The sequence below is a fragment of the Marinobacter daqiaonensis genome (assembly GCF_900115285.1).
GTDB lineage: Bacteria > Pseudomonadota > Gammaproteobacteria > Pseudomonadales > Oleiphilaceae > Marinobacter > Marinobacter daqiaonensis.
Genome location: NZ_FOYW01000001.1, coordinates 1789127 through 1812660 on the forward strand (window position 1 = coordinate 1789127; position 23534 = coordinate 1812660).

At 59.5% G+C, this 23534-nt stretch carries 19 protein-coding genes; 3 read left to right on the top strand and 16 right to left on the bottom strand.

Going from position 1 to position 23534, the window contains the following annotated elements; genetic code table 11:
* Window positions 1-14: 14 nt before the first annotated feature.
* Window positions 15-1250 (bottom strand): ATP-grasp domain-containing protein, encoded by a 1236-nt coding sequence (locus tag BM346_RS08180; protein ID WP_092010679.1) that lies wholly within the window; start codon window positions 1248-1250, stop codon window positions 15-17.
* A gap of 231 nt (window positions 1251-1481) precedes the next feature.
* Window positions 1482-2972, bottom strand: a complete 1491-nt coding sequence (gene mqo / locus BM346_RS08185; protein WP_092010682.1) for a malate dehydrogenase (quinone) — start codon at window positions 2970-2972, stop codon at window positions 1482-1484.
* A gap of 388 nt (window positions 2973-3360) precedes the next feature.
* Here mqo and BM346_RS08190 point away from each other — a divergent pair, with 388 nt between their 5' ends.
* Window positions 3361-4365, top strand: coding sequence for a calcium/sodium antiporter (locus BM346_RS08190; RefSeq protein WP_092010685.1), 1005 nt, complete (start codon window positions 3361-3363; stop codon window positions 4363-4365).
* A gap of 43 nt (window positions 4366-4408) precedes the next feature.
* On the opposite strand, the gene msrB is transcribed toward BM346_RS08190, so the two are convergent.
* The 3 genes from msrB to chrA form a co-directional block, all read right to left on the bottom strand.
* A complete protein-coding gene (gene msrB / locus BM346_RS08195; protein ID WP_092010688.1) occupies window positions 4409-4831 on the bottom strand; it encodes a peptide-methionine (R)-S-oxide reductase MsrB in 423 nt (140 codons plus the stop codon).
* Between the two features lie 70 nt (window positions 4832-4901).
* A complete protein-coding gene (gene msrA / locus BM346_RS08200) occupies window positions 4902-5528 on the bottom strand; it encodes a peptide-methionine (S)-S-oxide reductase MsrA (protein WP_092010691.1) in 627 nt (208 codons plus the stop codon).
* A gap of 186 nt (window positions 5529-5714) precedes the next feature.
* Window positions 5715-6878, bottom strand: coding sequence for a chromate efflux transporter (chrA, locus tag BM346_RS08205; RefSeq protein WP_227662854.1), 1164 nt, complete (start codon window positions 6876-6878; stop codon window positions 5715-5717).
* Between the two features lie 127 nt (window positions 6879-7005).
* Here chrA and BM346_RS08210 point away from each other — a divergent pair, with 127 nt between their 5' ends.
* Window positions 7006-7977, top strand: a complete 972-nt coding sequence (locus tag BM346_RS08210; protein WP_092010693.1) for a metallophosphoesterase — start codon at window positions 7006-7008, stop codon at window positions 7975-7977.
* Between the two features lie 59 nt (window positions 7978-8036).
* Here BM346_RS08210 and BM346_RS08215 read toward each other — a convergent pair whose 3' ends face one another.
* From BM346_RS08215 to pqqA, 8 genes are all read right to left on the bottom strand, one after another.
* Entirely contained in the window at window positions 8037-9821 is a 1785-nt protein-coding gene (locus BM346_RS08215) for a hybrid sensor histidine kinase/response regulator (RefSeq protein ID WP_092010695.1), read from the bottom strand.
* A complete protein-coding gene (gene ercA / locus BM346_RS08220) occupies window positions 9805-10968 on the bottom strand; it encodes an alcohol dehydrogenase-like regulatory protein ErcA (protein WP_092010697.1) in 1164 nt (387 codons plus the stop codon). Before ercA ends, BM346_RS08215 begins: the two co-directional genes overlap by 17 nt.
* A 100-nt stretch (window positions 10969-11068) precedes the next feature.
* Window positions 11069-12835, bottom strand: coding sequence for an alpha/beta hydrolase family protein (locus tag BM346_RS08225; RefSeq protein ID WP_092010700.1), 1767 nt, complete (start codon window positions 12833-12835; stop codon window positions 11069-11071).
* 64 nt (window positions 12836-12899) lie between these two features.
* On the bottom strand, window positions 12900-14042 hold the full coding sequence (gene pqqE, locus BM346_RS08230; RefSeq protein WP_092010702.1) for a pyrroloquinoline quinone biosynthesis protein PqqE: 1143 nt from the start codon (window positions 14040-14042) through the stop codon (window positions 12900-12902).
* On the bottom strand, window positions 14039-14302 hold the full coding sequence (pqqD, locus tag BM346_RS08235; RefSeq protein WP_092010705.1) for a pyrroloquinoline quinone biosynthesis peptide chaperone PqqD: 264 nt from the start codon (window positions 14300-14302) through the stop codon (window positions 14039-14041). The genes pqqE and pqqD overlap by 4 nt, the downstream gene beginning before the upstream one ends.
* Window positions 14302-15060, bottom strand: coding sequence for a pyrroloquinoline-quinone synthase PqqC (gene pqqC, locus BM346_RS08240; protein ID WP_092010708.1), 759 nt, complete (start codon window positions 15058-15060; stop codon window positions 14302-14304). The genes pqqD and pqqC overlap by 1 nt, the downstream gene beginning before the upstream one ends.
* Window positions 15057-15986 (bottom strand): pyrroloquinoline quinone biosynthesis protein PqqB, encoded by a 930-nt coding sequence (pqqB, locus tag BM346_RS08245; RefSeq protein ID WP_092010711.1) that lies wholly within the window; start codon window positions 15984-15986, stop codon window positions 15057-15059. Before pqqB ends, pqqC begins: the two co-directional genes overlap by 4 nt.
* A gap of 53 nt (window positions 15987-16039) precedes the next feature.
* Window positions 16040-16111 (bottom strand): pyrroloquinoline quinone precursor peptide PqqA, encoded by a 72-nt coding sequence (pqqA, locus tag BM346_RS08250; protein WP_072678119.1) that lies wholly within the window; start codon window positions 16109-16111, stop codon window positions 16040-16042.
* A gap of 227 nt (window positions 16112-16338) precedes the next feature.
* On the opposite strand from pqqA, the gene BM346_RS08255 reads away from it, so the two are divergent.
* Window positions 16339-18459, top strand: coding sequence for a NosR/NirI family protein (locus BM346_RS08255; protein ID WP_092010714.1), 2121 nt, complete (start codon window positions 16339-16341; stop codon window positions 18457-18459).
* A 243-nt stretch (window positions 18460-18702) separates the two neighbouring features.
* Here the strand turns inward: BM346_RS08255 and exaC are convergent, their stop codons facing one another.
* The 3 genes from exaC to BM346_RS08270 all read right to left on the bottom strand — a co-directional run bounded on the left by exaC (window position 18703) and on the right by BM346_RS08270 (window position 23465).
* Window positions 18703-20223, bottom strand: coding sequence for an acetaldehyde dehydrogenase ExaC (gene exaC / locus BM346_RS08260; RefSeq protein WP_092010717.1), 1521 nt, complete (start codon window positions 20221-20223; stop codon window positions 18703-18705).
* Between the two features lie 314 nt (window positions 20224-20537).
* Window positions 20538-22316: a PQQ-dependent methanol/ethanol family dehydrogenase gene (locus tag BM346_RS08265; RefSeq protein WP_092010720.1), complete on the bottom strand. Its 1779-nt coding sequence runs from the start codon at window positions 22314-22316 to the stop codon at window positions 20538-20540.
* Between the two features lie 192 nt (window positions 22317-22508).
* Window positions 22509-23465, bottom strand: a complete 957-nt coding sequence (locus BM346_RS08270; protein ID WP_092010723.1) for a substrate-binding periplasmic protein — start codon at window positions 23463-23465, stop codon at window positions 22509-22511.
* Window positions 23466-23534: the final 69 nt, after the last annotated feature.

Sequence of the window (23534 nt, forward strand, 5' to 3'; positions counted from 1 at the left end):
GTTCTTCAGGCTGATTATACATAGAAGTCCAGCTCTTCCTGATGTTTCAGAAGATCCCGCATGCGATACGGGTCATCCCCGAAGAAATAGACAAGGCCCCAGTGGGTGCCAAAAGCCGTCCGCTTGGTAACAGTTTCCTCCATGGGTGCCGTGAGCTCGTGGGACTCGAAATAGTCGTGATCCTCCGTTTCCTCGGGGATTTCCAGCTTGCTGACCACCCGGCGGCGTGGATAGACGCCGAAGCATCCGGCATAACCTTTGGCATCCTCCACTTCCTTCGGGAAGAAGGCTTTTACTTCCTCCTCGGTGGTCTTGGGGTCAAAGGTCATGATCAGGGCCTGATAGGCGTTGAAGCCATAGGCGCGCTCAAGGAGTTCGAACACCTTGAACCCCGGCGGACGATAGGCCACTTCCCCGAAGTACATGGTTCTGTCGCTGGTGACGAAGTACTCGGGGTGGATGAAACCGAAATCGATATCGAAGGTCTTGATGAGCTTCTCGATCTCACCCTTGATCTGCTCACGGTACTTTTCCAGATCCGGTGTTGCCGGTACGAATACCGAGTAACCCAGAGTCACGTATTCGGAGATATTGAGGAATGCCACCTTGCCGTTGTGAATCCAGGCTTCCACTGCGAACTCCCAGCCATCAAGGTGGGATTCCATCAGGACGGGGAACTCTTCCTCGGGGATAACGTCCACTTCGTCCGGGGTGCGGATCACCCGGTGGCCCAGGCAACCTGCCTTGTCGAAAGCCTTCAGGTGAATCGGGTCATTGGGGTCGCCGTCGAGTTTCAGCAGGGTCTGGTTAACGCGCTTGAGAAAACGGATCACATCGCCTTTGTCGTGGGCCTCCTCAAAGATGCCGACCCGTATGCCGCCGAGCTGTGCGCGACGCTTCATCAGCGCCTTGTCCCGCAACAGCATGGCCTGGCCGAACAGCCTTGGCTTGTCCATCAACACCGAGTTGATTGCGCCGGCCCATTCCACGGTTTCCTCAAACAGCGGGATCGCCACATCGACGCCCATTTCCTGCAAAGTCTGGGCGATTTCCACGGAGCGATCATTCAGACGTTCGAAGTTCCAGGGCACGTAGGGAATGTTATGTTCTTCGCAGTAGGCCTCGGCCCAGTCCGGTGCCACAACCACATAGCGACGATCAAACTTCTCCGCGGCCTCAACGGCATTGAGGCTCCAGCCGAGCAGCGCCACGTACCCTTTTTCCGGATTAAACTTCGACTCACTGTTCATGATAGCTTCTCCTTGACCAACATTTACTTCTTCAACCTACACAATAATAAGTTGCATTCAGTAACAGGGCTTCTCCAAAAAACCCGAAACTTGACATACAGGTCATTGTTTTAAAATCGATTTTTGATTATCGAGAACAGGTAGATCGATTTGATCTAATAGGAGAGGAACGATGCCTCAGAGACATTACGGACAGCACTCCGGCCAGGGAAACCCTGGCCGGAGTCTGGATCAGGCGTCTTCCCGCAGACGAAGGGTGGACAGCGTCCGCTCGCGAACTCTACGCAGCAGGGCTTCATCCTCCACCAGGGACTGGCCGTAGGAGGGAACCATCTCCCGCAGGCGCTGCTGCCATTCATCGGTTTTGAGCTTCTCGGGAAAACAGCGCTCAATCACATCAAGCATGGCGTGGGCCGCGGTGGAGGCACCCGGTGAAGCCCCCAGCAGGGCTGCCAGCGTCCCATCCTTGGCCGCCACGATCTCGGTACCGAATTCCAGCTTGCCGCCCCCGTCCTTGCTTTTCTTGATGATCTGGACACGCTGCCCCGCGTCCTGGAGCTTCCAGTCCTCTTCCCTTGCATCCGGAAAGTAATTGCGAAGCGACGCCACCCGGTCACTGTGTGACTGGAAGACTTCACCAATCAGATAGCGGGTGAGGTCCATGTTGCTCTTGCTGACCGAAAGCATGGGGCGCAGGTTGGTGGGCCTGACGGAGCCGAACAGGTCGAACACCGAGCCCTGCTTCAGGAAACGGGTGGTGAAACCGGCGAACGGTCCGAACAGCAGCGCGGGTTTGCCGTTGATGATCCGGGTGTCGAGATGGGGCACCGACATGGGAGGCGAGCCAATCGGCGCCTTGCCGTACACCTTGGCGCGATGCTGTTTGACGATTTCCGGCTTCTGGCAGACCAGCCATTGGCCGCTGACCGGGAACCCGCCATAACCCTTGGCCTCGTCGATGTCGGATTTCTGCAGCATCGGCAGCGCACCGCCGCCGGCACCGAGAAAGACAAAGCCCGCTTCCAGCTTTCTGGTGACACCGGTCTTCTGGTCCTTGACCCGGACTTTCCAGCGGCCATTATCGCGCTTGGCAAGATAGGTCACCGGGCTGCTCAGCATCAGCTCGAAATTCGGTGTCGTCTGCAGATACTGGACCATGCTGCGGGTTAGCGAGCCGAAGTCCACATCGGCACCGTGACCGATCCGGGTTGCCGCCACCGGCTGCATCGGATCCCGGTTCTTGACCACCAGGGGCATCCACTCTTCGAGGACACGGGGCGACTCGGTATATTCCATTTCCCGGAACAGGTGGTGGGCTTTGAGTTTCTCGTAGCGACGCTTGAGGAACGCAATGTCCTTCTCACCCCAGACAAAGCTCTGGTGAGGCGTGCGGTTGATAAACGACCTGGGATCCGAGAGCATCCCCTGCTCCACCAGATAACTCCAGAGCTGAAGGGAGACCTCGAAGGACGCATTGATCGTCAGCGCCCGGTCAATGGTGACATCACCATCTTCGGTCTCGGGAGTGTAATTGAGCTCGCAGTAGCCGGCATGGCCGGTTCCCGCATTGTTCCATCCATCCGTGCTTTCGTGGGCAACGTGATCAAGACGTTCCACCATGACGATGTCCAGGGACGGATCGAGCTGCCTGAGCATCAAGCCGAGTGTGGCGCTCATGACGCCACCACCGACCAGCACCACGTCTGCCTGTCTTACAGCCATTTGCTAGTCACCTTAGCGAGTTATCGAACCTGTCGGGCCGCCACGATCAGCAGCGAATCCCTTACTGAATGATTATCCCGGTTTTGGCGGGAACAGAAAAAGTCCGGCCATACCAGGTCAGCCACCTGTCACTGGCCATGCCCTGAATTACCCGCGGGCATTTGGGGGCATCATCATGCGTATGAATACGTACGGAGTCACCGCAACTTTAGTCGGATACTCAGCGAAAACGCCATTCCCTTCCATAGGGGATTACCCTGTGCTTACCTTTGCATGAGATATGCGGTAACGTCTGCGCCGACAATTGTCTACGGTATGACGAACTGTTTCGTTCACCCCCGGTTCTGGACCGGGACTTTTCACAAAGCATTTTATACAGGAACGATCGATGCTGCTTGCACTGCTGGCAATTGCCGCGGGTCTCATTCTTCTGGTCTGGAGCGCCGACCGCTTCGTCGAGGGCGCTGCGGCGACCGCTTCGCATCTTGGCATGTCGCCACTGCTGATCGGCATGGTGGTCATCGGCTTTGGCACATCGGCTCCGGAGTTGGCGGTCTCGGCCATCGCCGCCTCTGATGGCAATCCGGGTCTCGCTCTGGGGAACGCCTACGGCTCCAACATCACCAACATCGCCCTGATTGTCGGGCTGGTGGCCCTGGTCAGTCCCATCAGCGTGCACTCCCAGATTCTCCGCAAGGAGCTGCCCGTGCTGCTGGGTATCTCCCTGCTGGCCGGCTGGCAACTCATTGATGGCTCCCTGTCCCGTCTGGACGGCTGGGTACTGCTGGCGGTCTTCGCCGTGGTAATGACCTGGTCAATCGTGCAGGGCATGCGTGGTACCGGCGACCCACTGGGTGGCGAAATCGAGTCTGAACTGGCCGCTCACCCGATGCCCCTGAAGCGGGCCATCATGTGGCTGGTGGTGGGTCTGGTGCTGTTGCTGATCAGTTCCCGCATGCTGGTCTGGGGCGCGGTCTACGTTGCCCAGGGCCTGGGCGTCAGCGACCTGATCATCGGTCTTACCATCGTGGCCATCGGCACGTCCCTGCCGGAACTGGCGGCTGGCCTGGCCGCGGTTCGCAAGAACGAGCACGACCTCATCCTGGGCAACATCCTGGGCTCGGGAATATTCAATACCCTGGCGGTGGTGGGCATTGCCGCCACAATCGAACCCATGGCCGTGGAATCAAGCGTGCTCTACCGCGACTGGATGGTAATGATGGCGCTGACCGTGGCCCTGTTCGTGATGGGATTCGGGCTGTTTGGGGGCAAGCGCATGGTCAACCGTCCGGAGGGGGCGATCCTGCTCGTTGCCTATGTGGCCTACACGGGTTATCTCGCCAGCACGGTGATTTCCGCAGCACGGGAAACCGGCCTTCCGCCGGTACTCTGAGAACATCATGGCGCAGGGCCCGGCCGGGCCCCGCCTGCTGAGCTTATCGGGGCCTGAAGGTCAGGGCTACTGAGTTCAGGCAGTAACGCTGACCGGTAGGCGGCGGGCCGTCCGGAAACACGTGACCGAGGTGGCTGTCGCAGCGGGGGCAGCGGACCTCGGTGCGAGTCATCCCCAGACTGTTATCCTCAATGTAACGAATATGATCCGGATCGAAGGGCTCGAAGAAGCTCGGCCAGCCCGTACCGGAGTCAAACTTCGACGATGAACTGAACAGGGGCAGCTCACAGAGGCGGCAGTGGTAGACGCCGTCCTGCTTGTTATCCAGCAGCGTACCGCAGAACGGACGCTCGGTGCCGTGATCCAGCAGGACCGTTCTTTCTTCGGCCGTCAGTTCAGCCGCTTTGGCATTGATGGCCTCTCTGGACCAGGGAGTCAGGTCGTAGCCTGCTGCCGATTTGCTCATGGGAATGACTCCATCGGGAAACGGGGAATGAATTGTCGGTACGCCCCTGCGTTCCTCGCGAATCCGGAGCTCAGGCCTGCTTGAGGCGGTCCGGAAAGACTTCCCTGACTTTCTTCAGCTTGGGGGCGGCCACCGCCATGATATAGGGCTGCCGGGGATGCTTGCCGGCAAAGTTCTGGTGATACTCTTCCGCAGGATAGAACTCCTCCAGCGGCTCCAGCGAAGTGACGATGGGCTCCGGGAAGACATCTGCCTCCTCGAGCTGACGGATGTAGGACTCCGCCACCTGGCGCTCCTCCGGGGTACTGTAGAAAATGGCCGAGCGGTACTGGGGACCGCGGTCGTTACCCTGCCGGTTGAGCTGGGTCGGATCGTGCGCAACCGAGAAAAAGATCCGCAGCAATTCCCCGTAGCTGATCGTCGCCGGGTCGTACTGGACCTCCACCGCCTCGGCGTGGCCGGTCTGGCCGCTGCACACAGCATCATAGTTGGCGGTCTCGCGATCACCACCGGCATAACCGGAAACAACCTGGTGTACACCCTCAAGGGTCAGGAAAACCGCTTCCACACACCAGAAACAGCCACCCGCCAGAACCGCCTTCTGTGGTCCGGCCCCCTCGGGCGTCAGATCTTTCTCCGGAACCGGGAAACGATCCCGCGGCACGGTCAATCCGGAAACACTGCAGGACATGCTCATCGCCGGTTTACTCCCTCATCAGACCGATTCTGACAACTTCTCCGGACTCCGGTTCCAGACCCGAGCCCGATTGATTGCCACTGTATGATCATTCTGTAACCTTTAGTTCAGCTTCACAACCTGTTTAGGCGAACCTGTGAGCCGGTAGTGGCATCCGGTGAGGGTCAGGCCACAGGTGTGCTCAAGTCAAAACAGCAGCGCCCCGGCGCCAGCGCTCAGGGGCGCCAGAACCCACACAGGCACCCTCAGGACAGCCAGCGCGCCCCACAGCAGGATAACCAGTGCAAACCCACCAGAACCTTTTACGGCGGAGGTCCAGACCGGATCATAGAGCGTGGCCAGTAACAGGCCGACAACACCCGCGTTGACGCCCGCCAGCGCCGAGCGGGCCCTGTCGTGGTTTCGTACCCAGTGCCACAGCGGCAGGCCGGCAAAAACCAGCAGGCTGCCGGGCAGGAACACAGCCACCAGCGCAATGACCGCACCGGCCATACCGTTTCCGCTGGCCCCCAGAAAAGCGGAGAACGTGAACAGTGGGCCCGGGACGGCCTGGGCTGCCCCATAACCGGCAAGGAAAGTATCGGCGGACAGGTAACCCGAAGCCACGAAGCCTTCCTGGAGCCAGGGCAGCACCACATGCCCGCCACCGAAAACCAGCGCACCGGAGCGATACATTTCGGCCGCCAGCCAGGGCAGAGTGCCAGTGGCCAGTGGCCAGAAAGACAGCAGCAGAAGCGCAGCGAAAAGCACCGCAAAGACCATCGGCCGGCGCCCCTGAACAGGCAGCGTCAGCTCCCCGGAAGCCTGGTCCCGCGGAATCCCCAGAACCAGTCCGGCCATCCCCGCCACCGCCAGCGCAAGGATCTGCATCACCGCCGACCCCGACACCACCAGGAAGGCCGCCACCAGAATCGCCAGTCCGCGGCGCCTGGCATCCGGGCAGAGGGTACGACCCATCTGCCACACAGCCTGGGCCACCACAGCCACCACGAACAACTTGAGGCCGGTCACCCAGCCCCCCTCGGCGACCCCGGGCCACAGGCCCAGACCCAGGGCAAAAAGCATCAGCAGGATCGCCGATGGCAGGGTGAAACCCAGCCAGGCCGCCAGGGCGCCCCGGTAGTGTCCCCGCAGGAACCCGATAGCCAGCCCGACCTGACTGGAGGCCGGCCCCGGCAGTAACTGGCACAGAGCCACCACCTCGCCATAGGCGGCGTCGGTGAGCCATCGGCGCCGATAGACGAATTCGTCGTGAAAATAGCCCAGATGGGCCGCCGGCCCACCGAAGGACGTCAGGCCAAGTCGCAGGAACACCAGAAATATCTCCCGGAACGAGGGTCGGGGCGTCACCAGAATCTCCTTCAGGCAATGAACCGCCGGTGGTCGACATATCACAGCGGCATTTTACGGGGCCCGCTGAAGGGACCATACTCGTGCTGCAGAGTCACAAACACTATCAGAGCCAGGCAATAATCGCATGACGGCAAGAGAGCCCGACCCCGACAACGAAGATCTGCTCCGGTACCGCCTCAGCCTCCGGCTCGGGCCGGTCCACGCCCGGCAGCGCCTGAGCATTGAACAGGAGGCGGAAGCGCGCCTCACCGGCCGCGATCACCGGTCCTTTCACCTGGAAAACTTCTATTCCGCCCACGGTTTTATCCGTAACTGTCTGCGCCTAGCGGGCCTGCTGCGGCGCGGCCAGGACAACAGTCGCCGCCTGCGCACTGTCGAGCACCGGTTCCCCATAACCTCACTGCCAGAGGCTTTTGAAGGTTACCGGATCCTTCACCTGACGGACCTCCATGTGGACATGGACCCGGCCAATCTGGAGGCCGTGATACGTCAGATCGAACCGCTGGAATACGACCTCTGCGTTCTCACCGGCGATTACCGCAAAATGACCTGGGGGCCGGTGGATGCCGCTCTGGAGGGAATGGCCCGTCTCAGGGAGGCCATCCGGGGCGAACCTTTGGCGGTACTGGGCAATCACGACAGCATCAGAATGGTACCGGGGCTTGAGGACATGGGCTATCGCCTGCTCCTTAACGAGCACATGGTCATCGAGCGGGGAGACCAGTCGCTGTTCATCGCCGGGGTCGACGATGCCCACTTCTACAAGGTTCACAACCTGCAACGGGCCGGAGACGACATCCCCGATGGCGCTGTCAGCCTGTTGCTGAGTCATACCCCGGAAATCTGGCGGGAGGCTGCCCACGCCGGCTACGACCTGTTCCTCTGCGGCCACACCCACGGTGGCCAGATCTGCCTGCCGGGCGGCTTTCCGGTCACCCTCGATGCCGATTGCCCCCGCGCCCTGGGCCGGGGCTACTGGCAGCACAATGGCATGCAGGGCTATACCTCACCGGGGTCTGGCACGTCGGTGGTCAACGTGCGATTGAACTGCCCCCCTGAGGTCACCCTGCATACTCTTACCCGGGGGCCGGGTTAGGCAGGGATCCCAGGAAATTTTTTTGGCATGCCCTACGGAGTCGCCGGTAAAGCCCCAAGTCATGCTCCGGCCCGCAATCGAGCCCCCGTTGTCACCAGGCTGGAAATCAGCGCTCGTAAACGGTTGGGCTTTATCGGCTTGTTCAGAACCGGCAGGCCCTCGTTCTTCAGCATCCGACTCACCGCATCACTGCGGTCCGCGGTGAGGATAGCCGCTGGAATATCTGCTCTGAGCGACCGACGCAACGCGTGAATGGCCTCGCGGCCAGTGAAATTGTCATCAAGGTGATAGTCGGCCAATATGGCCTGCGGAGGGCCCTCTGCCTGGCATGAGAATAGGGCTTCGGCCTGACTGCCGGCTGTCTGGACAATACAGCCCCAACGAGACAGCAGCGCTGTCATGCTCTCCCGGATGTCAGGTTCGTTATCGATCACCATCACGCGACAGCCTTCCAGCGACCCATGTGTCCCATTCTGTACAGAATCGATTGGGAGCTGTTGTCTTATCGGTTCGATCGCCGCCAACGGCAGATCAAGCGCAAACCGGGACCCGCGGCCGGGACGGGACTTCACTTCCACTCGGCATCCCAGCATACCGGCCATGCGCTCGACGATGGCCAGCCCCAGGCCGACGCCCGTGCGCCCCCCGGACTCCGGCGACATCAGCTGGTGAAATTCGGCGAAAATCTCCTCGAGCTTGTCTTCTGCAATGCCGATGCCGGTGTCCCAGACTTCCAGGCGCAGGTAGTCCGTGCGCCTCCTCATGGCCAGTAGCACACTGCCGGAGTGGGTGTAGCGAAAGGCATTACTGAGCAGGTTGCGCATGATCCGGGTGAGCATGCGCGGGTCAGTGAGCAAAGTGGCGGGAACCAGGTGGCTTCGAAATTCCAGTGAGGCGCTGCGGGCCACCGGCTCGAATTCCTCCAACAGGCCGGCCATCAGGTTCTCCACATCGACACGGGCCAGATCAGGCTGCATCGCCTGCTGGTCCAGTTTGGAGATATCCAGGAGGTCCGCCAGCAGATCCTCGGCACCTTCCAGGGCCCGGTGGACCCGTTCAATCAGGCGGTTCTCGTAGTTGGGAAGCTTACTGGCCTGCAGCGTGGAGACCAGCAACCGGGCGGCATTAAGAGGTTGCAGTAAATCATGGCTGGCTGCGGCCAGGTACTTGTCCTTGCTCCGGTTAGCTTCCTCGGCGGCCTTGATCGCCACTACCAGCTCCCGCTCAACCTTCTCGCGCTCTTCAATCTGATAGCGCAGGCCGACATTGGCGTTCTGCAGGGCTTCGGTACGCTCCTCTACCCGCCTCTCCAGGTCGGTGTTGAGCTGCTCCAGCCTTACCCGGGCCATGTGCCGCTCGGTAATGTCAGCAACGAAGGCCTCCACCACCTCCGCCCCCAGGTCGGGGCGCCTCAGCAGAGTGATCGCAACATGAACAGGCCGGCCGTCTGCTCTTCGCAAGCGGGTTTCGCGAACGTTGATGTGCCCCTTGTCCAGCAGCTCATCGCGCAATTCCTCAAATTCATTGGCGTCCCAGAAAAACTGCTCTCGCAGTCGGACCACGCAGCCAATCAGCGCCTGCGGGCTGGGATAGCCGCAAATTCGTGCCAGGGCGGGATTCACGGCGAGGAAACCGCCGTTCAGATTACCTTGAAAGATACCGTGGAGCGCATTCTCAAATAACCACTTATAGCGGTTTCGCTCCCGCTCCAACTCCTCCAGTCGTTCCTGCAGAGCCGGATAATAATTCTTGCGGACCGAATGACTCCCAAGACCCAGCAGATCGCCTACGTCGTAACGATCTGAACTTTCGTCGCTCGTTGGTGCTTCAGAGCGCTTCTTCATACACTACTTCAACGTCCCGCTGATTGGACTTGCGGGGATTGGTCACGATGCAGGGATCCTGCATGGCGTAACTGGACAGGGACGGAATATCCGAACTGCGTACACCCAGGGACGCCAGCTTGGCTTCCAGCCCCACTGTCTGCTTGAGCAGAATCACCCGCTCCATCAGTGCTTTCTTGATCGCAGGAGCAGCCATGCCGCGGGTGTCGATACCCATGGCTTCCGCCACCCGCTTGAAGCGCCCCTCTGCAGAACTGAAGTTATAGGCTATGACATGTTCCAGCAGCAGGGCGTTACACAATCCATGGGGCAGGTCCAGAAACCCACCCAGGCTGTGGGACATGGCGTGCACGGCGCCCAGAATGGCATTGGAAAAAGCCAGGCCTGCCTGCATGGAGGCGAGCATGATCTGCTCCCGCAGATAGCTGTCGCCAGGGCTTTGCACCAGCGGCTCGAGGTGATGACTGATCAACCGGATGGCCTCCAGGGCATGGCTGTCGGTCAGGGGGCCGCTACCAGTGGAGACGTAGGCCTCAATGGCATGTACCAGAGCGTCTACCCCGGTACAGGCCGTGAGGAATTCATCCATGGTTTCGGTCACCTCGGGGTCAATCAGCGATACATCCGGTACCACCGCCTTGCTGATGATGGAGAACTTGAACCGGCGCTGAGGATCCGAAATTATCGCGAACTGTGACACATCGGCTGAGGTGCCGGCGGTCGTGGGGATCAGAATGAGGGGTGGTGAGGGCACCCGGATGGTGTCCACTCCCTCGAACTCCAGAATGTTCCGACCGTGGGCGCTGACAATGCCTATGCCCTTGGCGCAGTCCATTGGGCTGCCACCGCCGATAGCAACGATAACATCGCATTCAGCCGAGCGGTAAAGCTCAGCCCCGGCCATGACTTCCTCAACTTTGGGGTTAGCTGAGACGCCGGTAAAAGTAGCGTACTCCAGGCCGGCTTCCCGTAAAAGCTGCTCTATCTCGGCGACCCAGCCGGCGGACTGGACACCATGATCCGACACCAGCAGAACCTTCCGGGCACCAAAGTTGCTCGCAAAATTGGCCACCGCCTTGCGTGATCCGGCACCGAAGACAATCTCCGGCGAAACAAACTTGCGCAGCGAAGAAACGTCGTAGCTCATGACCGCTCTCTGGATTCTTGTTTTGGCCTGCCCTGTTCCCGGGAGCGATTCCCGTCACAACAGAGTGTACTTTAACCAGTTGCGTAATGCAGGTAATTTGTCAATGAGCGTTATAGAATTCCAGCAGGGTCTGCAGCAGAAAGGCCTGGCGTTCAGCACGCCGGAACCCGTGACCCTCTTCTGGAAAGAAGTGATAGCTCACTGACTGTCCGTTAGCCTCCAGAGCCGCCACCATCGCCTCGGTTTGCTCGGGAACCACCACTCTGTCCTGGCCGCCCTGAAAAAAAATCATGGGCCGACGAATCCGGTGCCCCTGGCTCACGGGCGTACGCTCACGCCAGCGTTCTGGGTGGGATTCGGGATCGCCCAGCAGCCAGTCCAGGTAGCCGGACTCGAAGCGATGCGTCATGGCCCTCAGCCGGCTCGGATCACTCACGCCGAACAGGCTCGCCCCGGCCCGGAACCGGCTGTTATCGAGCATTGCCATCAGAACCGTAAAGCCACCCGCGCTGCGACCCTGTATGAATGCCCGATCCGTATCCACCACCCCCTTGCGGGCGAGGAAGTCCACCGCCGAGTGAATATCTGCCACATCCAGCTCGCCCCACCGCCCGGCAAGGGCGAGGCGATAGTCCCGGCCAAAACCGGAGCTGCCACGATAGTTGACGTCCACTACCGCAAAGCCCCGCTGCAGCCAGAACTGGGCCTGAGGATCGAAGACCGGATAGGCCGCTGAGGTGGGCCCGCCATGGACACGGAGAATCACAGGCGGCGCCGCATCAGCGGCGGATATCGGCGGATAATGGAAGAGCTGCACAGCGGAACCGGACTCCACAGGCACAACCATACTGCGCGGTCGAACGCACTCCTGAGCCGGAATGGGCCGCTCGCCGCCGGCAAGGCGACGGCAGTACCCGGTCTCGGGCCTGATCTGCCATACCGAGTCCATGGCGTCGGTGTGGCGGGCAACGCAGAAAATGTCATCCCCCCGGCTCTGCAGGGAACGAAAATCGACACAGTCGGGTAACAGCCTTCGCGGTTGCGAATCCCATTGGCTCCGCCACCAGAGCTCGCCATAGCCATGCTGGTAACAGACCCAGGCGCGGCCGCCGCCGGACAGGGATACGCCGTGCTGCTCGGCCAGTTGCCAGGGCGCGTTGCCATGGTCTGCCTGGCGGTCTTCGAGGCAATTCCAGACCACCCCCGCACCGCCCTCAGAAACCAAAAAAGGCTGCCACCAGCCATCGTGGTCCGAGAGCACCATCAGATTTCCATCAGCAAAGCGGGGCTGCTGCACCGAGGCCGTGTGAGGGGGCTCCAGCGATCTGACCGACGCCAGCTCTCCCTGCTCGGTTACATCCGCCCTCCATAGCCGCGTGGCGAACCAGGGCATATCTGGCAGCGACCAGCTGATCCAGGCCAGTGAGCCGCCGTCTACGGAAATGGCCGGCGCTCCGTAGAAGTCCTCGCCTTCAGCCAGCACGGTGAGGTGACCGGTAACCGGTGCAATGGCCACCAGTTGCTGCCGGCCCTCTCTGCCCTCGCCTCGTTCCTCCCGAACCGCAAGCACTCGACCCCGCATGGAATCCCAGACAAGGCCTCCGAACTGGCTCAGTGGATCTCTGGTGATCTGTTGGCGTGTTCCCGTCCGGCAGTCAATACGCACCACCTGCTGGGTATCGTGCTCGACGACATACGCCGTATTTCGATCCAGGCACATGGCCCCCCCACCATAGCCATTGACGGCACTACGAATGCTGAAGGTGGCAGCGGTGAGCCGGACAGGGTCCCCCTTTCTCAGACACCAGAGCTGGTTGACAGCCTCGCCCGGGTCATATTCGAGCCAGGCGATGGCAGTAGCGGACACACGCAGGTTTTCCCGCTGTCGCAGGGCTGCCGCAGCCTGCGCCGCGCTCAGCCGGACCGGCCTTTCAACCGCGGAAGAAGAGTCGTGAATTTCGGGCGTTTCGATAGGTCAGTTCCTCAAGGCCTGCCGTGGCATGGTCAGCTGCCCGGCGGGCCGCAAGAATGCGATCGTGGTGGGGCGACTTGTCACAAACCGGATCCGCGTTATCAGCATCACCGGTGAGCAGGTAGGCCTGGCAGCGGCAGCCGCCGAAGTCCCTGTCTTTTTCATCACAGGAGCGACAGGGTTCGGGCATCCAGCTGTCACCCCGGTAATGATTGAAGCCCGGACTGTCGTACCATATCGATTTCAGGGACTGGTCTTTGACATTGGGGAACTCGATAGGAAGAAGCCGTGCGCTGTGGCAGGGGAGCGCGGTGCCATCTGGCGCGACTGTCAGGAACAGGCTGCCCCAGCCGTTCATACATGCCTTTGGCCTTACCTCATAGTAATCCGGTGTCACAAAGATCAGCTTCATGGCGGAGCCGGCCTCCGCAAGGGTCTGGCGCCTGGCGTTTACCTCGCGCTCGGCCACCTCCAGCTGGGCAGCCGAGGGCATCAGCCCCTCACGATTTTTGAAGGCCCAGCCGTAATACTGGCACGTGGCCAGCTCAACGTAATCAGCGCCCAGACGTTCGCACAGATCGATAATATCCTCCATCTGGTGGATATTGTGGCGATGGATCACGAAATTGAGCACCATGGGATAGCCGGCATCCTTCACCGCCCGTGCCATGGCCAACTTCTGCTCGAACGCCTTGCGGGAACCCGCCACGGCATTGTTCAGTTCCGGGTCGGAAGCCTGGAAACTGACCTGGATATGATCCAGCCCGGCTTCGCGGAAGGACTCGACTTTGGCCTCATTGAGGCCAATGCCTGAGGTAATGAGATTCGTGTAGTAGCCCAGCAGGCGGGCTTCGGCAATCAATTCCGGCAGATCCTGCCGCACCAGGGGCTCGCCGCCGGAAAAGCCCAACTGAGCCGCGCCCATGGCCCTCCCCTGACGCAGCACACTGACCCACTGTTCGGTGGATAGCTCCTGATCGCTTTGGGCGAAGTCGAGCGGATTGGAGCAGTAAGGGCACTGCAGGGGACAGCGATAGGTCACTTCGGCCAAAAGCCACAGCGGCGGCCCGACCTGCGCTCGGGATTCCTGGGCCTGGCTCATACCATCATGATCCAGTGCTGCTGTCGGGCGTCGTCCAGGAATTCGCAGACATCACCTTCCAGCGCGCCGGCCTCCGGAAAGCGGTTTTCCAGGCGCTCGACAATCTCGGCCACGGTGCTCTCGCCATTTACTTCGGACAGGATCGCCGAAGCGCTTTCATTCAGCTTGACCATACCCTCGGGATACAGCAGCACATGGGCGTTCTGTACCGGCTCCCACTGGAAACGGAAGCCAGGCCGAAGCTTTGGAATCTGGTTCATCACAGCCCGAGCCCCCTATGGTAGACCTGGTTTTCAGTAACAGTGTGATAAGGCGGTGTGTGGTGAACATAGGCCATGGTGAGGGCATCCAGCATGGTCCAGAGAATGTCCAGCTTGAACTGCAGGATTTCAAGCGCCCGCTGCTGTTCTTCACCGGTCCGGAAGTAATCCAGGGTAATACTCAGGCCATGCTCTACATCCCTCCGGGCCTCCGACAGGCGCTTGCGAAAATAACTGTAGCCTTCTGTCCTTATCCAGGGATAGTGCTGAGGCCAGCTGTCCAGCCGGGATTGATGGATCTCCGGGGCAAACAGCTCGGTCAGTGAGGAGCAGGCAGCCTCCTGCCAGGTCGCCCGTCGCGCGAAATTGAGGTAGGCATCCACCGCAAAGCGGACACCGGGTAACACGTGACGCTGGTCAATTACTTCCTCACGACTCAGTCCCACAGCTTCGGCCAGCGACAGCCAGGCCTCGATTCCACCCTCATCATCGGTGTGACCGTCGTGATCCAGTACCCGCTGTAGCCATAACCGTCTGACCGAAGCCTCCGGACAGTTGGCCATGATAGCGGCGTCCTTGCGGGGAATGTTGATCTGGTAGTAGAAACGGTTGGCCACCCACCCGCGGATCTGTTCCGGCGTGCACTGGCCGCCATACATCGCCTTATGGTAGGGGTGATGGATGTGATAATACTGTCCTTTGGCCCGCAGGGCCTGCTCGAATTCCGCCCGCCCCATGGCCGATGCAATAGCGCTCATTTATACCCCGACAGATCCAGGTGCATGCCATCCCGGGCGACTTCGATTCCATGCCTGGCCAGTTCGGCCCGTTCAGGCGAATCTTCGTCGAGAATCGGGTTGGTGTTATTGATGTGAATGAGAATCTTGCGCCCGGCAGACATGGTGTCGAGTACCTCGATCATGCCACCCGGTCCACTCTGGGCAAGATGACCCATGGCCTTACCGGTCTTCGTGCCAACTTCCTGGCGGATCATCTCGTCATCGTGCCAAACGGTTCCATCCACCAGGAGGATGTCGGCCTTGTGCATCCAGCCCAGGATCCGCTCATCCGGCTGGCCCAGTCCCGGCGCATACAACACCGTTGTTCCGGCCCCGATATCCCGGATGAAAATCCCGATGTTGTCACCAGGGTGAGGGTTGTCGCGACGGGGTGAGTACGGCGGCGCGTTGCTCAGCAGCGGAATGGCGGTCATCCGAATCGAGGGAGCGCAGGGAATGCTGAACTCGACCTGTTCGGATGCCTCGATTTCACGCCAGTTGAGCCCACCGTTCCAGTGCTTCAGCATGGAAAACAGTGGAAAACCAGCGCTGAGATCATCGTGTACCTGCCGGGTGCACCATACATCCATTGGCAGACCCTCGCGCAGGGACAGCAGACCGGTGGTGTGATCCACCTGACTGTCCATCAGCACGATCCCGTTGATACCGGTATCGCGCAGTGCGCGGCCCGGCTGCATTGCCGGGAACGACTCCAGCTGGGCACGGATATCAGGCGAGGCGTTAAAAAGAATCCAGTGTTCACCGTCTTCGCTGACAGCAATAGAGGACTGAGTGCGGGCCTGTGCGTTCAGGGTGCCGTTGCGAAAGCCCGCGCAGTTACTGCAATTGCAGTTCCACTGCGGGAACCCACCACCTGCGGCGGAACCAAGAATGTGAATCTGCATGGGAACAGTTCGGAGGGGAAACGGCCAGCGCAACCGCGCCGGCCGACCCTCGCTCAGCGGTTAGCGAAGTACATGGTGACTTCAAAGCCGATCCGCAGGTCTTCGTAGGCTGGTTTAATCCACATAATGCTCACCTCTTGTCATTGATTGTTAGCGCATTGGGCACATGTACCGGCAATACCGACTACACAACTTCATCGTAGCCACAGTCGAACATGGCCAACATGATACTTTAGGACCATTTTCTTCCCCCCCGAAAAGTAGCACCGCCCTGGCCCCGAGGTCGAATTGAGGTGTAATCCCTTCCTCCTAATATAGACCATGGAAAATAATAACTTTTAGGAGCCTCCTGATGGCCATCCGGTTCGTGCTCTTCCTGGCGTTTCTTTACCTTTTCCCGGCGGCCGTTCAGGCCGAAACTTCCGACGCCAGGCAAGCGATTATTCACCAGCTCTTCCCTTCCGCTACCGTGATCGGTGAAAAACAGAAGGACTTTCCGGTATGGCCCGTTTACCAGCTGCAGGAATTGCTGGGCTACGCCTACGAATCCACCGACCTCAGCCGACTCCAGGGCTTTGCCGGCAAACCGATACGGATGATGATCGGGCTCGACACCCAGGGGCGCTTTACCGGAGTGGAAATTCTGGATCACCACGAACCAGTATTCCTGCATGGACTGGGAGAAGAACCACTATTCGAGTTTGTAGACCAGTACGAAGGCCGGTCCCTGCGGGAGCAGATCATAGTGAGAACCTCAAATTCCTCGCGATCTGGCAGAAACAGCGAGGGCGACGTGGTGTATTTCGATGGCGTCAGTAAAGCCACGGTGTCGGTCCTGATTGTCAATGACACCGTGCTCTCTTCCGCATTAAAGGTTGCACGCCAGAAGCTGGAGACCTTTTCTCAAGCCGCCCCCACCCGGGCCAAAACGGATTTTTTTGAACCGATGAACTGGAGGAACCTGATCGATCGTGGCTATGTGGGCCATAAACGTCTTGCCGCCAGCGATGTCGAGCAGGAACTGGGACGCCCGCTTACTGACTACCCGGAGGACCTTGAGCCTGCGGCCGGGGAGCCATTCACCGAAATTTTCTTTGCCTACATGAACTCGCCAATGGTTGGCCGGAACCTGCTTGGCGATGACGGCTATCAACGTTTCATGGACCGACTTGGGGACAATGATCAGGTTCTGATGGTTGCATCCCGTGGCGTATTCCCGCATGTAGACACCGACTTCACGCCTGGCAGCGCGCCCGACCGGATCGGCCTTGTTCAGAACGACCTCGCCGTGGAAATGCGTGATCTGAACTGGCTGGACCAGCAACTTCGCCTGCAGGCCGGGGGCCTGCCAGACTTCGACGCCGCCCACCTGTTCCGGGTTGGCGGCAATGCCGGCTTCAACCCCGGCGCCGAGGCCACACTGAAACTGCAAATCAAGCTGGCGAGAAATCATCTGATTTCAGATACAGCCACCCTGAACATTCCCGTCGCCTTCAATGATGACCTGTTTGAAACGGTTGAGATTGCCGCATCGCCAGAGTCGACTCGAACGCCGGTCTGGGTGGGCCTCTGGAAGGAACGCTGGGCCCAGATTACCCTGCTGGTTGCCGGACTCACCGTGCTTACTGTCGTTTTCGTCAAACAGAAGACTTTTAGCAAGCACCCGAAAATGCTGCATCGATTCCGTTGGATCTTCCTGTTTTTCACCCTGTTCTTTATTGGTTTCTATGCTCAGGGCCAGCTTTCTGTGGTGAATATCTACACTCTGTTGCTCACGCTCTGGGACGGATTCTCACTCGATGTATTCCTGCTTGATCCGATAATCTTCATCCTCTGGACCTACACCTTCATCACCCTGTTTATCTGGGGGCGTGGCCTGTTTTGCGGCTGGCTCTGCCCCTTTGGCGCGCTGCAGGAGATGTCTGCCTGGCTGGGTGAAAAGCTCCGGTTCCGGCAGATCAGGGTCCCCGAACGCTGGCACCGCAGGCTGATACTGCTGAAGTATCCAATCCTTCTGGGGCTGGTCGGAACAGCTTTCTACTCTTTGACACTCGCCGAGCAGTTGGCGGAAATCGAGCCATTCAAGACCAGTATCACCCTCTTCTTCTGGCGCTACTGGCCGTTTGTCGCTTACGCCGTAGGCCTGCTGGTAATCGGCATGTTCATCCACAAGTTCTACTGCCGTTATCTTTGCCCGCTCGGTGCCGGACTGGCAGTGCTTGGGCGGTTCCGGCTGTTCAGCTGGCTGGACCGCATTGAGAGCTGCGGGTCGCCCTGCCAACACTGCAAGAACGAGTGCGGTATCAATGCCATCCGCAAGGACGGCCGAATCGATTATGACGAGTGTATCCAGTGCCTGGAGTGCGTGGTGATCCTCCGCGACGAAAGTCAGTGCGTGGACAGCATCATCCGCAACAAGAAAGAGCAGAAGCAGCGGGCCCGGATTCTGGCGACCGATGCGGCGGGGACGTAAGGTCCGGTCCAGTCAACTCAGGGAAATCGCGTCAGCTCCTTGAGACAGGCCATATAAAGTGGTTTGTCCAGACCAGGTCTTCTGAACAGGTGCCATGATGGGCTGACTGAAGATGGAGCGCTTTCTGGCACCGGGCTCCGGCCACAAAAAAGGCCCCCGAAGGGGGCCAAAAGAGTAATTACTCACATCTGTGCAGGAACAGGGGATGCGGGCCTGGAGGGCCCGCGAACCGAGGATGACGGATCAGAAGAAACCCAGCGGGTTGGTATCGTAGCTCACCAGCATGTTCTTGGTCTGCTGGTAGTGCTCAAGAGCCATTTTGTGGGTTTCACGGCCTACACCGGATTTCTTGTAACCGCCAAACGCGGCATGAGCCGGGTAAGCGTGGTAGCAGTTCATCCAGACGCGCCCTGCCTGGATTGCACGGCCAAGACGGTAGGCCCGATTGGTGTCACGGGTCCAAAGGCCAGCGCCCAGACCGAATTCGGTGTCGTTGGCAATCGCCAGGGCTTCCTCTTCAGTCTTGAAAGTGGTAACACCCACTACCGGCCCGAAGATTTCTTCCTGGAAGACGCGCATCTTGTTGTCGCCCTTGAACAGGGTGGGCTGGACGTAGAAGCCGTTGCTGAATTCACCTTCCAGCTCTTCGCGACCACCGCCAATGAGCACCTCAGCGCCTTCCTGTTTGCCGATTTCCAGGTAGGACATGATCTTGTCGAACTGCTCTCGGCTGGCCTGGGCGCCCACCTGAACGTCTGTGTCCAGCGGATTGCCACGTTTGATCTGTTTGGTGCGCTCGATCACCTTGGCGATGAACTCGTCGTACATGTCTTCCTGGACGAGAGCCCGTGACGGGCAGGTACAGACCTCACCCTGGTTGAAAAACGCGAGTACCAGACCTTCAACACACTTGTCGATGAACTCGGGCTCGGCATTCATCACGTCCGAGAAATAGATGTTGGGGGACTTGCCACCCAGCTCCACGGAGGACGGAATGATATTCTCGGCGGCACACTTCAGAATGTGCGAGCCAACCGGGGTGGAACCGGTAAACGCGATCTTGGCGATGCGCTTGCTGGTGGCCAGCGCATTACCCGCTTCGATCCCGTAGCCGTTAACAATATTCACCACGCCCGGCGGCAGCAGGTCGCCGATCATTTCCATAAGCATCAGAATGGTGGCGGGGGTCTGCTCCGCCGGCTTGAGTACGGTGCAGTTACCGGCCGCCAGGCAGGGACCAAGCTTCCAGGCAGCCATCAGCAGCGGGAAGTTCCAGGGGATGATCTGACCGACGACGCCCAGGGGCTCATGGAAGTGATAGGCCACCGTGTTGGCATCGATTTCACCCATGTGGCCTTCCTGCGCACGGAGGCAACCGGCGAAATAACGGAAATGATCGGCGGCCAGGGGAATGTCGGCATTCAGGGTCTCACGGACTGCCTTGCCATTATCCCAGGTCTCGGCGACGGCCAGCTTTTCCAGATTTTCCTCGATGCGGTCGGCGATCTTCAGCAGGATGGTGGAGCGTTCCTGGACGGAGGTCTTGCCCCAGGCCGGAGCGGCCTTGTGGGCGGCATCCAGCGCCAGATCGATATCTTCAGCGGTGGAGCGAGGAATCTCGCAGATTACCTCACCAGTGACCGGCGTGATGTTCTCAAAGTACTGGCCTTTTGCCGGCGCTACCCACTCGCCGCCAATGTAATTCTCATAACGTGATTTGAACGAAACGACGGAACCTTCTTTACCCGGATTTGCGTAGATCATGATAGTGGCCTCTTGTTGTGTTTTGACGCAGTAGACGCGGTTTTCGCGTTGACCTTCCCACTGTAAAACCCGTCACCGGCCGCCGAAATGATCCCTTGGAGGCGTAAAACTCGTCATTTGGTAGTAGATGCCAGGGTCGCGCCTTATTCCTTCCTTGATCTACCGGGCCCTGGACGTGGGAGCTGAGACGGAGGTGACGTCAACGAACCAACCCGGTGGACTTGAGGATCGGAAACGGTGACGCCCGGTCTCTCCGTCCGCGCACAAACGAAAAGAGGGGCCGCTGGCGGCCCCTCTGCGCAAATCAGCAGCTGTCAGTTAGCAGCCGCCACCCGGTCCTTCGGCAGCTTGAAGGTCCACACCATGCCACCCTGGTTGAAATCCTTTACCACCTTGGCGACCTCGCCACCCCACAACGGTACCGCGCCACCCCAGCCGGAAGACACGGAGACGTATTGCTCGCCGTCCATGGTCCAGGTAACCGGTGTACCGACAACACCAGAACCGGTATTGAAGCGGTAGAGCTCTTCGCCGGTCATGGCGTTAAAGGCCTTCAGGTGGCCTTCAGGCGTACCCGTGAATACCAGATTGCCGGCGGTGGTCATGACGCCGCCCCACAGCGGGGCCGGGTTTTCATAGCGCCAGACTTCCTTGCCGGTTTTCGGGTCCATGGCCCGCAGGACGCCGATGTAGTCGTCGTTAGCCGGCTTGATAGTAAAACCCGCACCGAGGAAGGCGGCGCCTTTTTTATAGGACACCGGCTCATTCCAGATATCCATGGACCATTCGTTGGAAGGCACGTAGAACAGACCGGTATCCTGGCTGAACGCCATGGGCATCCAGTTCTTGCCGCCGAGGAAGGCCGGCTGGGCTACCACAACCTCACCCTTGCCGCCCTCCATGTCCGCCGGGTTGCCCGGGCGCCCGTCCTCGGCAAAGATCGGACGGCCGGTCTCCGTGTCCAGACCCTTGGCCCAGGTGATTTTGTCCACGAACGGGAAACCACGGATGAAGTCACCGTTTTCCCGGTTCAGCACGTAAAAGAAGCCGTTACGGTCAGCGGTGGCAGCCGCTTTGACGGTTTTTCCACCCTCTTCATAATCGAAGGAAATCAGCTCATTGACACCGTCATAGTCCCAGCCGTCATTGGGCGTGGTCTGGAAGTGCCACTTGATGCTGCCGTCATCCGGATCGATGGCCAACCGTGAGGAAGAGAACAGGTTGTCGCCGGGGCGCAGGTGGGAGTTCCAGGGAGCCGGGTTACCGGTTCCAAAGAACAGCGAATCAGTGTCCGCATCGTAGGTTCCACCCAGCCATGTGGCGGCACCGCCGTTCTTCCACATCTCGGCCGGCCAGGTCTTCCCGGCTTCACCGCCGGAAATGCCGTTTTCGATCTTCTTGCCGCCTTTCCAGACGTAGCCCATATGGCCTTCAACAGTGGGACGGGTCCAGACCAGGTCGCCAGTGTGGGCGTCATAAGCTTCAACCTTGCCGACAATGCCGAATTCACCACCGGAAACGCCGGTAATGACCTTGCCTTTCACCACCATGGGAGCGGCGGTGATGGCATAGCCGGCCTGGTAGTCAGCCACTTTCTTGATCCACACCGGTTTGCCGGTATCCTTGTTCAGGGCCACCAGCTTGGCATCGAGGGTGCCGAAAAAGACTTTGTCCCCATAGATGGCAGCACCACGGTTAACAACGTCACAGCAGGGCATGATGCCGTCCGGCAGACGCGCATCGTACTGCCAGATTTCCTCACCGGTCCTGGCGTCCACGGCGTAGATCCGGGAGTAGGACGCGGTTACGTACATGACCCCGTCTTTAATGAGAGGCTGGGATTCCTGGCCCCGCATTTTTTCGCTGCCAAACGAAAATGCCCATGCTGGCTGCAGGTGCTGAACATTGCTGGTGTTCAGATCAGCCAGGGTGCTGTACCGCTGACCCTGGGTTCCCATGCCGTAGCTGACGATATCTTCCGGCGTTTTATGGTCGTTCAGAATCTCTTCGTCGGTCACCGCATGGGCCCCGTAGGATACGGCCAAGGCCAGTGCGCTGGCCGCAATGCGAATCCCGAACTTGTTGGTTGTCATGGTTACGCTCTCCAATTCTATTGTTTTCAGTTCTCTTGGTTCCGTTTCAGGGCGAACCGGGTACTTTTCCCGCCTCTGCTACGATTCTTCGCTCTTGGGGAACTACCGACAATTACTCCCCGGAGCAGGTTTCCTCATCACTTGGTAGTACTACTTCGAAAGGCACAGCCCGCCGGACAACGGGTTTAGCCATTACTCACCGCCCTCGGCCCGGGCGATCGCCTCGTCGTCGAGGAAGGCACGGTAGTATCCGGGCACGCTGTAGCGCAGCTCATGCCCGGCGAATAGCTCATTGAGTTCACCGGACGTGACCATGCGGTCAACGATGGCCTCCAGGGCGTAGCCCAGTTGCCGGTGGGTGTGCTTGATCGCCATTCCCACATCCCACACCTGCTTCAGCAGACCGGGGAAGCCGTTACTGGCTCCCCGGAAGCTGCCGTTTTCCGGCTTGGCCAGTTCGTGATCAATCTGCGCCCGCATTCCCATGACCGCGCTCACCTCGCCCCGACGCATGGCATCAAACGCATCGCCCACCGACGGGAACTGACGAACCTGTTCACGCATCCGTCCGTTCAGTGACGACGTCAGATAAAAATCCGGCAGGGTGTCGATCTCCACTCCGACCGGGTTGTACTGGAATACGGCCACTGTCTCGACGCTCTCCAGCTGGCCGGGATCGTAGGCGATCTGCCAGGTCTCCTGCTGGTAGGGACCAAACAGCACCACCTGTTCGTTGATGTACTCACCGGTGGAATCCTGCATATAGGCGTACTGCTTGTCGTAGGGCACACGAAGCATCACATCCGCCAGGCGCTGTTTGTCCAGGTAATGGCCTTTCCAGACGTTGTTTCTCAGATCATCGCCCAGCTCTTCATCGGGGGTGATCCAGTGCACCATGAATCGCACGCCCATTTCCTCGGCAATCCGCTGCCCCAGCGCCACATCGATCCCCCGGGGCTCACCATCCACCTCATAGGAATAGGGCGGAAAATCCCGGTACACCCCCACTTTCAGATAGCCGGAATCCAGGATGATGTCGTAGGTCCGGTCTGCAGGACGATTGAGCAACTGAATGCCATCATTCACGTCCTGGGCGGCGGCCAGCTGAACAAGCAGAAACAGGGCAAGGATTCGAGACACTATTTTCATTGTTTTCTCCCAACACCTCCGGACCGGCAAAAGGCCAGCCCGGGTTCAGGCATCACAGCGAAAGGGAAG

Coding starts and splice junctions, on each gene's coding strand:
- BM346_RS08180 (WP_092010679.1), bottom strand. CDS start 1,250: ATGAACAGTGAGTCGAAGTTTAATCCGGAAAAAGGGTACGTGGCGCTG.
- mqo (WP_092010682.1), bottom strand. CDS start 2,972: ATGGCTGTAAGACAGGCAGACGTGGTGCTGGTCGGTGGTGGCGTCATG.
- BM346_RS08215 (WP_092010695.1), bottom strand. CDS start 9,821: ATGAAGAAGCGCTCTGAAGCACCAACGAGCGACGAAAGTTCAGATCGT.
- BM346_RS08210 (WP_092010693.1), top strand. CDS start 7,006: ATGACGGCAAGAGAGCCCGACCCCGACAACGAAGATCTGCTCCGGTAC.
- pqqB (WP_092010711.1), bottom strand. CDS start 15,986: ATGCAGATTCACATTCTTGGTTCCGCCGCAGGTGGTGGGTTCCCGCAG.
- pqqE (WP_092010702.1), bottom strand. CDS start 14,042: ATGAGCCAGGCCCAGGAATCCCGAGCGCAGGTCGGGCCGCCGCTGTGG.
- BM346_RS08265 (WP_092010720.1), bottom strand. CDS start 22,316: ATGACAACCAACAAGTTCGGGATTCGCATTGCGGCCAGCGCACTGGCC.
- BM346_RS08270 (WP_092010723.1), bottom strand. CDS start 23,465: ATGAAAATAGTGTCTCGAATCCTTGCCCTGTTTCTGCTTGTTCAGCTG.
- msrB (WP_092010688.1), bottom strand. CDS start 4,831: ATGAGCAAATCGGCAGCAGGCTACGACCTGACTCCCTGGTCCAGAGAG.
- exaC (WP_092010717.1), bottom strand. CDS start 20,223: ATGATCTACGCAAATCCGGGTAAAGAAGGTTCCGTCGTTTCGTTCAAA.
- msrA (WP_092010691.1), bottom strand. CDS start 5,528: ATGAGCATGTCCTGCAGTGTTTCCGGATTGACCGTGCCGCGGGATCGT.
- BM346_RS08255 (WP_092010714.1), top strand. CDS start 16,339: ATGGCCATCCGGTTCGTGCTCTTCCTGGCGTTTCTTTACCTTTTCCCG.
- pqqD (WP_092010705.1), bottom strand. CDS start 14,302: ATGAACCAGATTCCAAAGCTTCGGCCTGGCTTCCGTTTCCAGTGGGAG.
- BM346_RS08190 (WP_092010685.1), top strand. CDS start 3,361: ATGCTGCTTGCACTGCTGGCAATTGCCGCGGGTCTCATTCTTCTGGTC.
- pqqC (WP_092010708.1), bottom strand. CDS start 15,060: ATGAGCGCTATTGCATCGGCCATGGGGCGGGCGGAATTCGAGCAGGCC.
- ercA (WP_092010697.1), bottom strand. CDS start 10,968: ATGAGCTACGACGTTTCTTCGCTGCGCAAGTTTGTTTCGCCGGAGATT.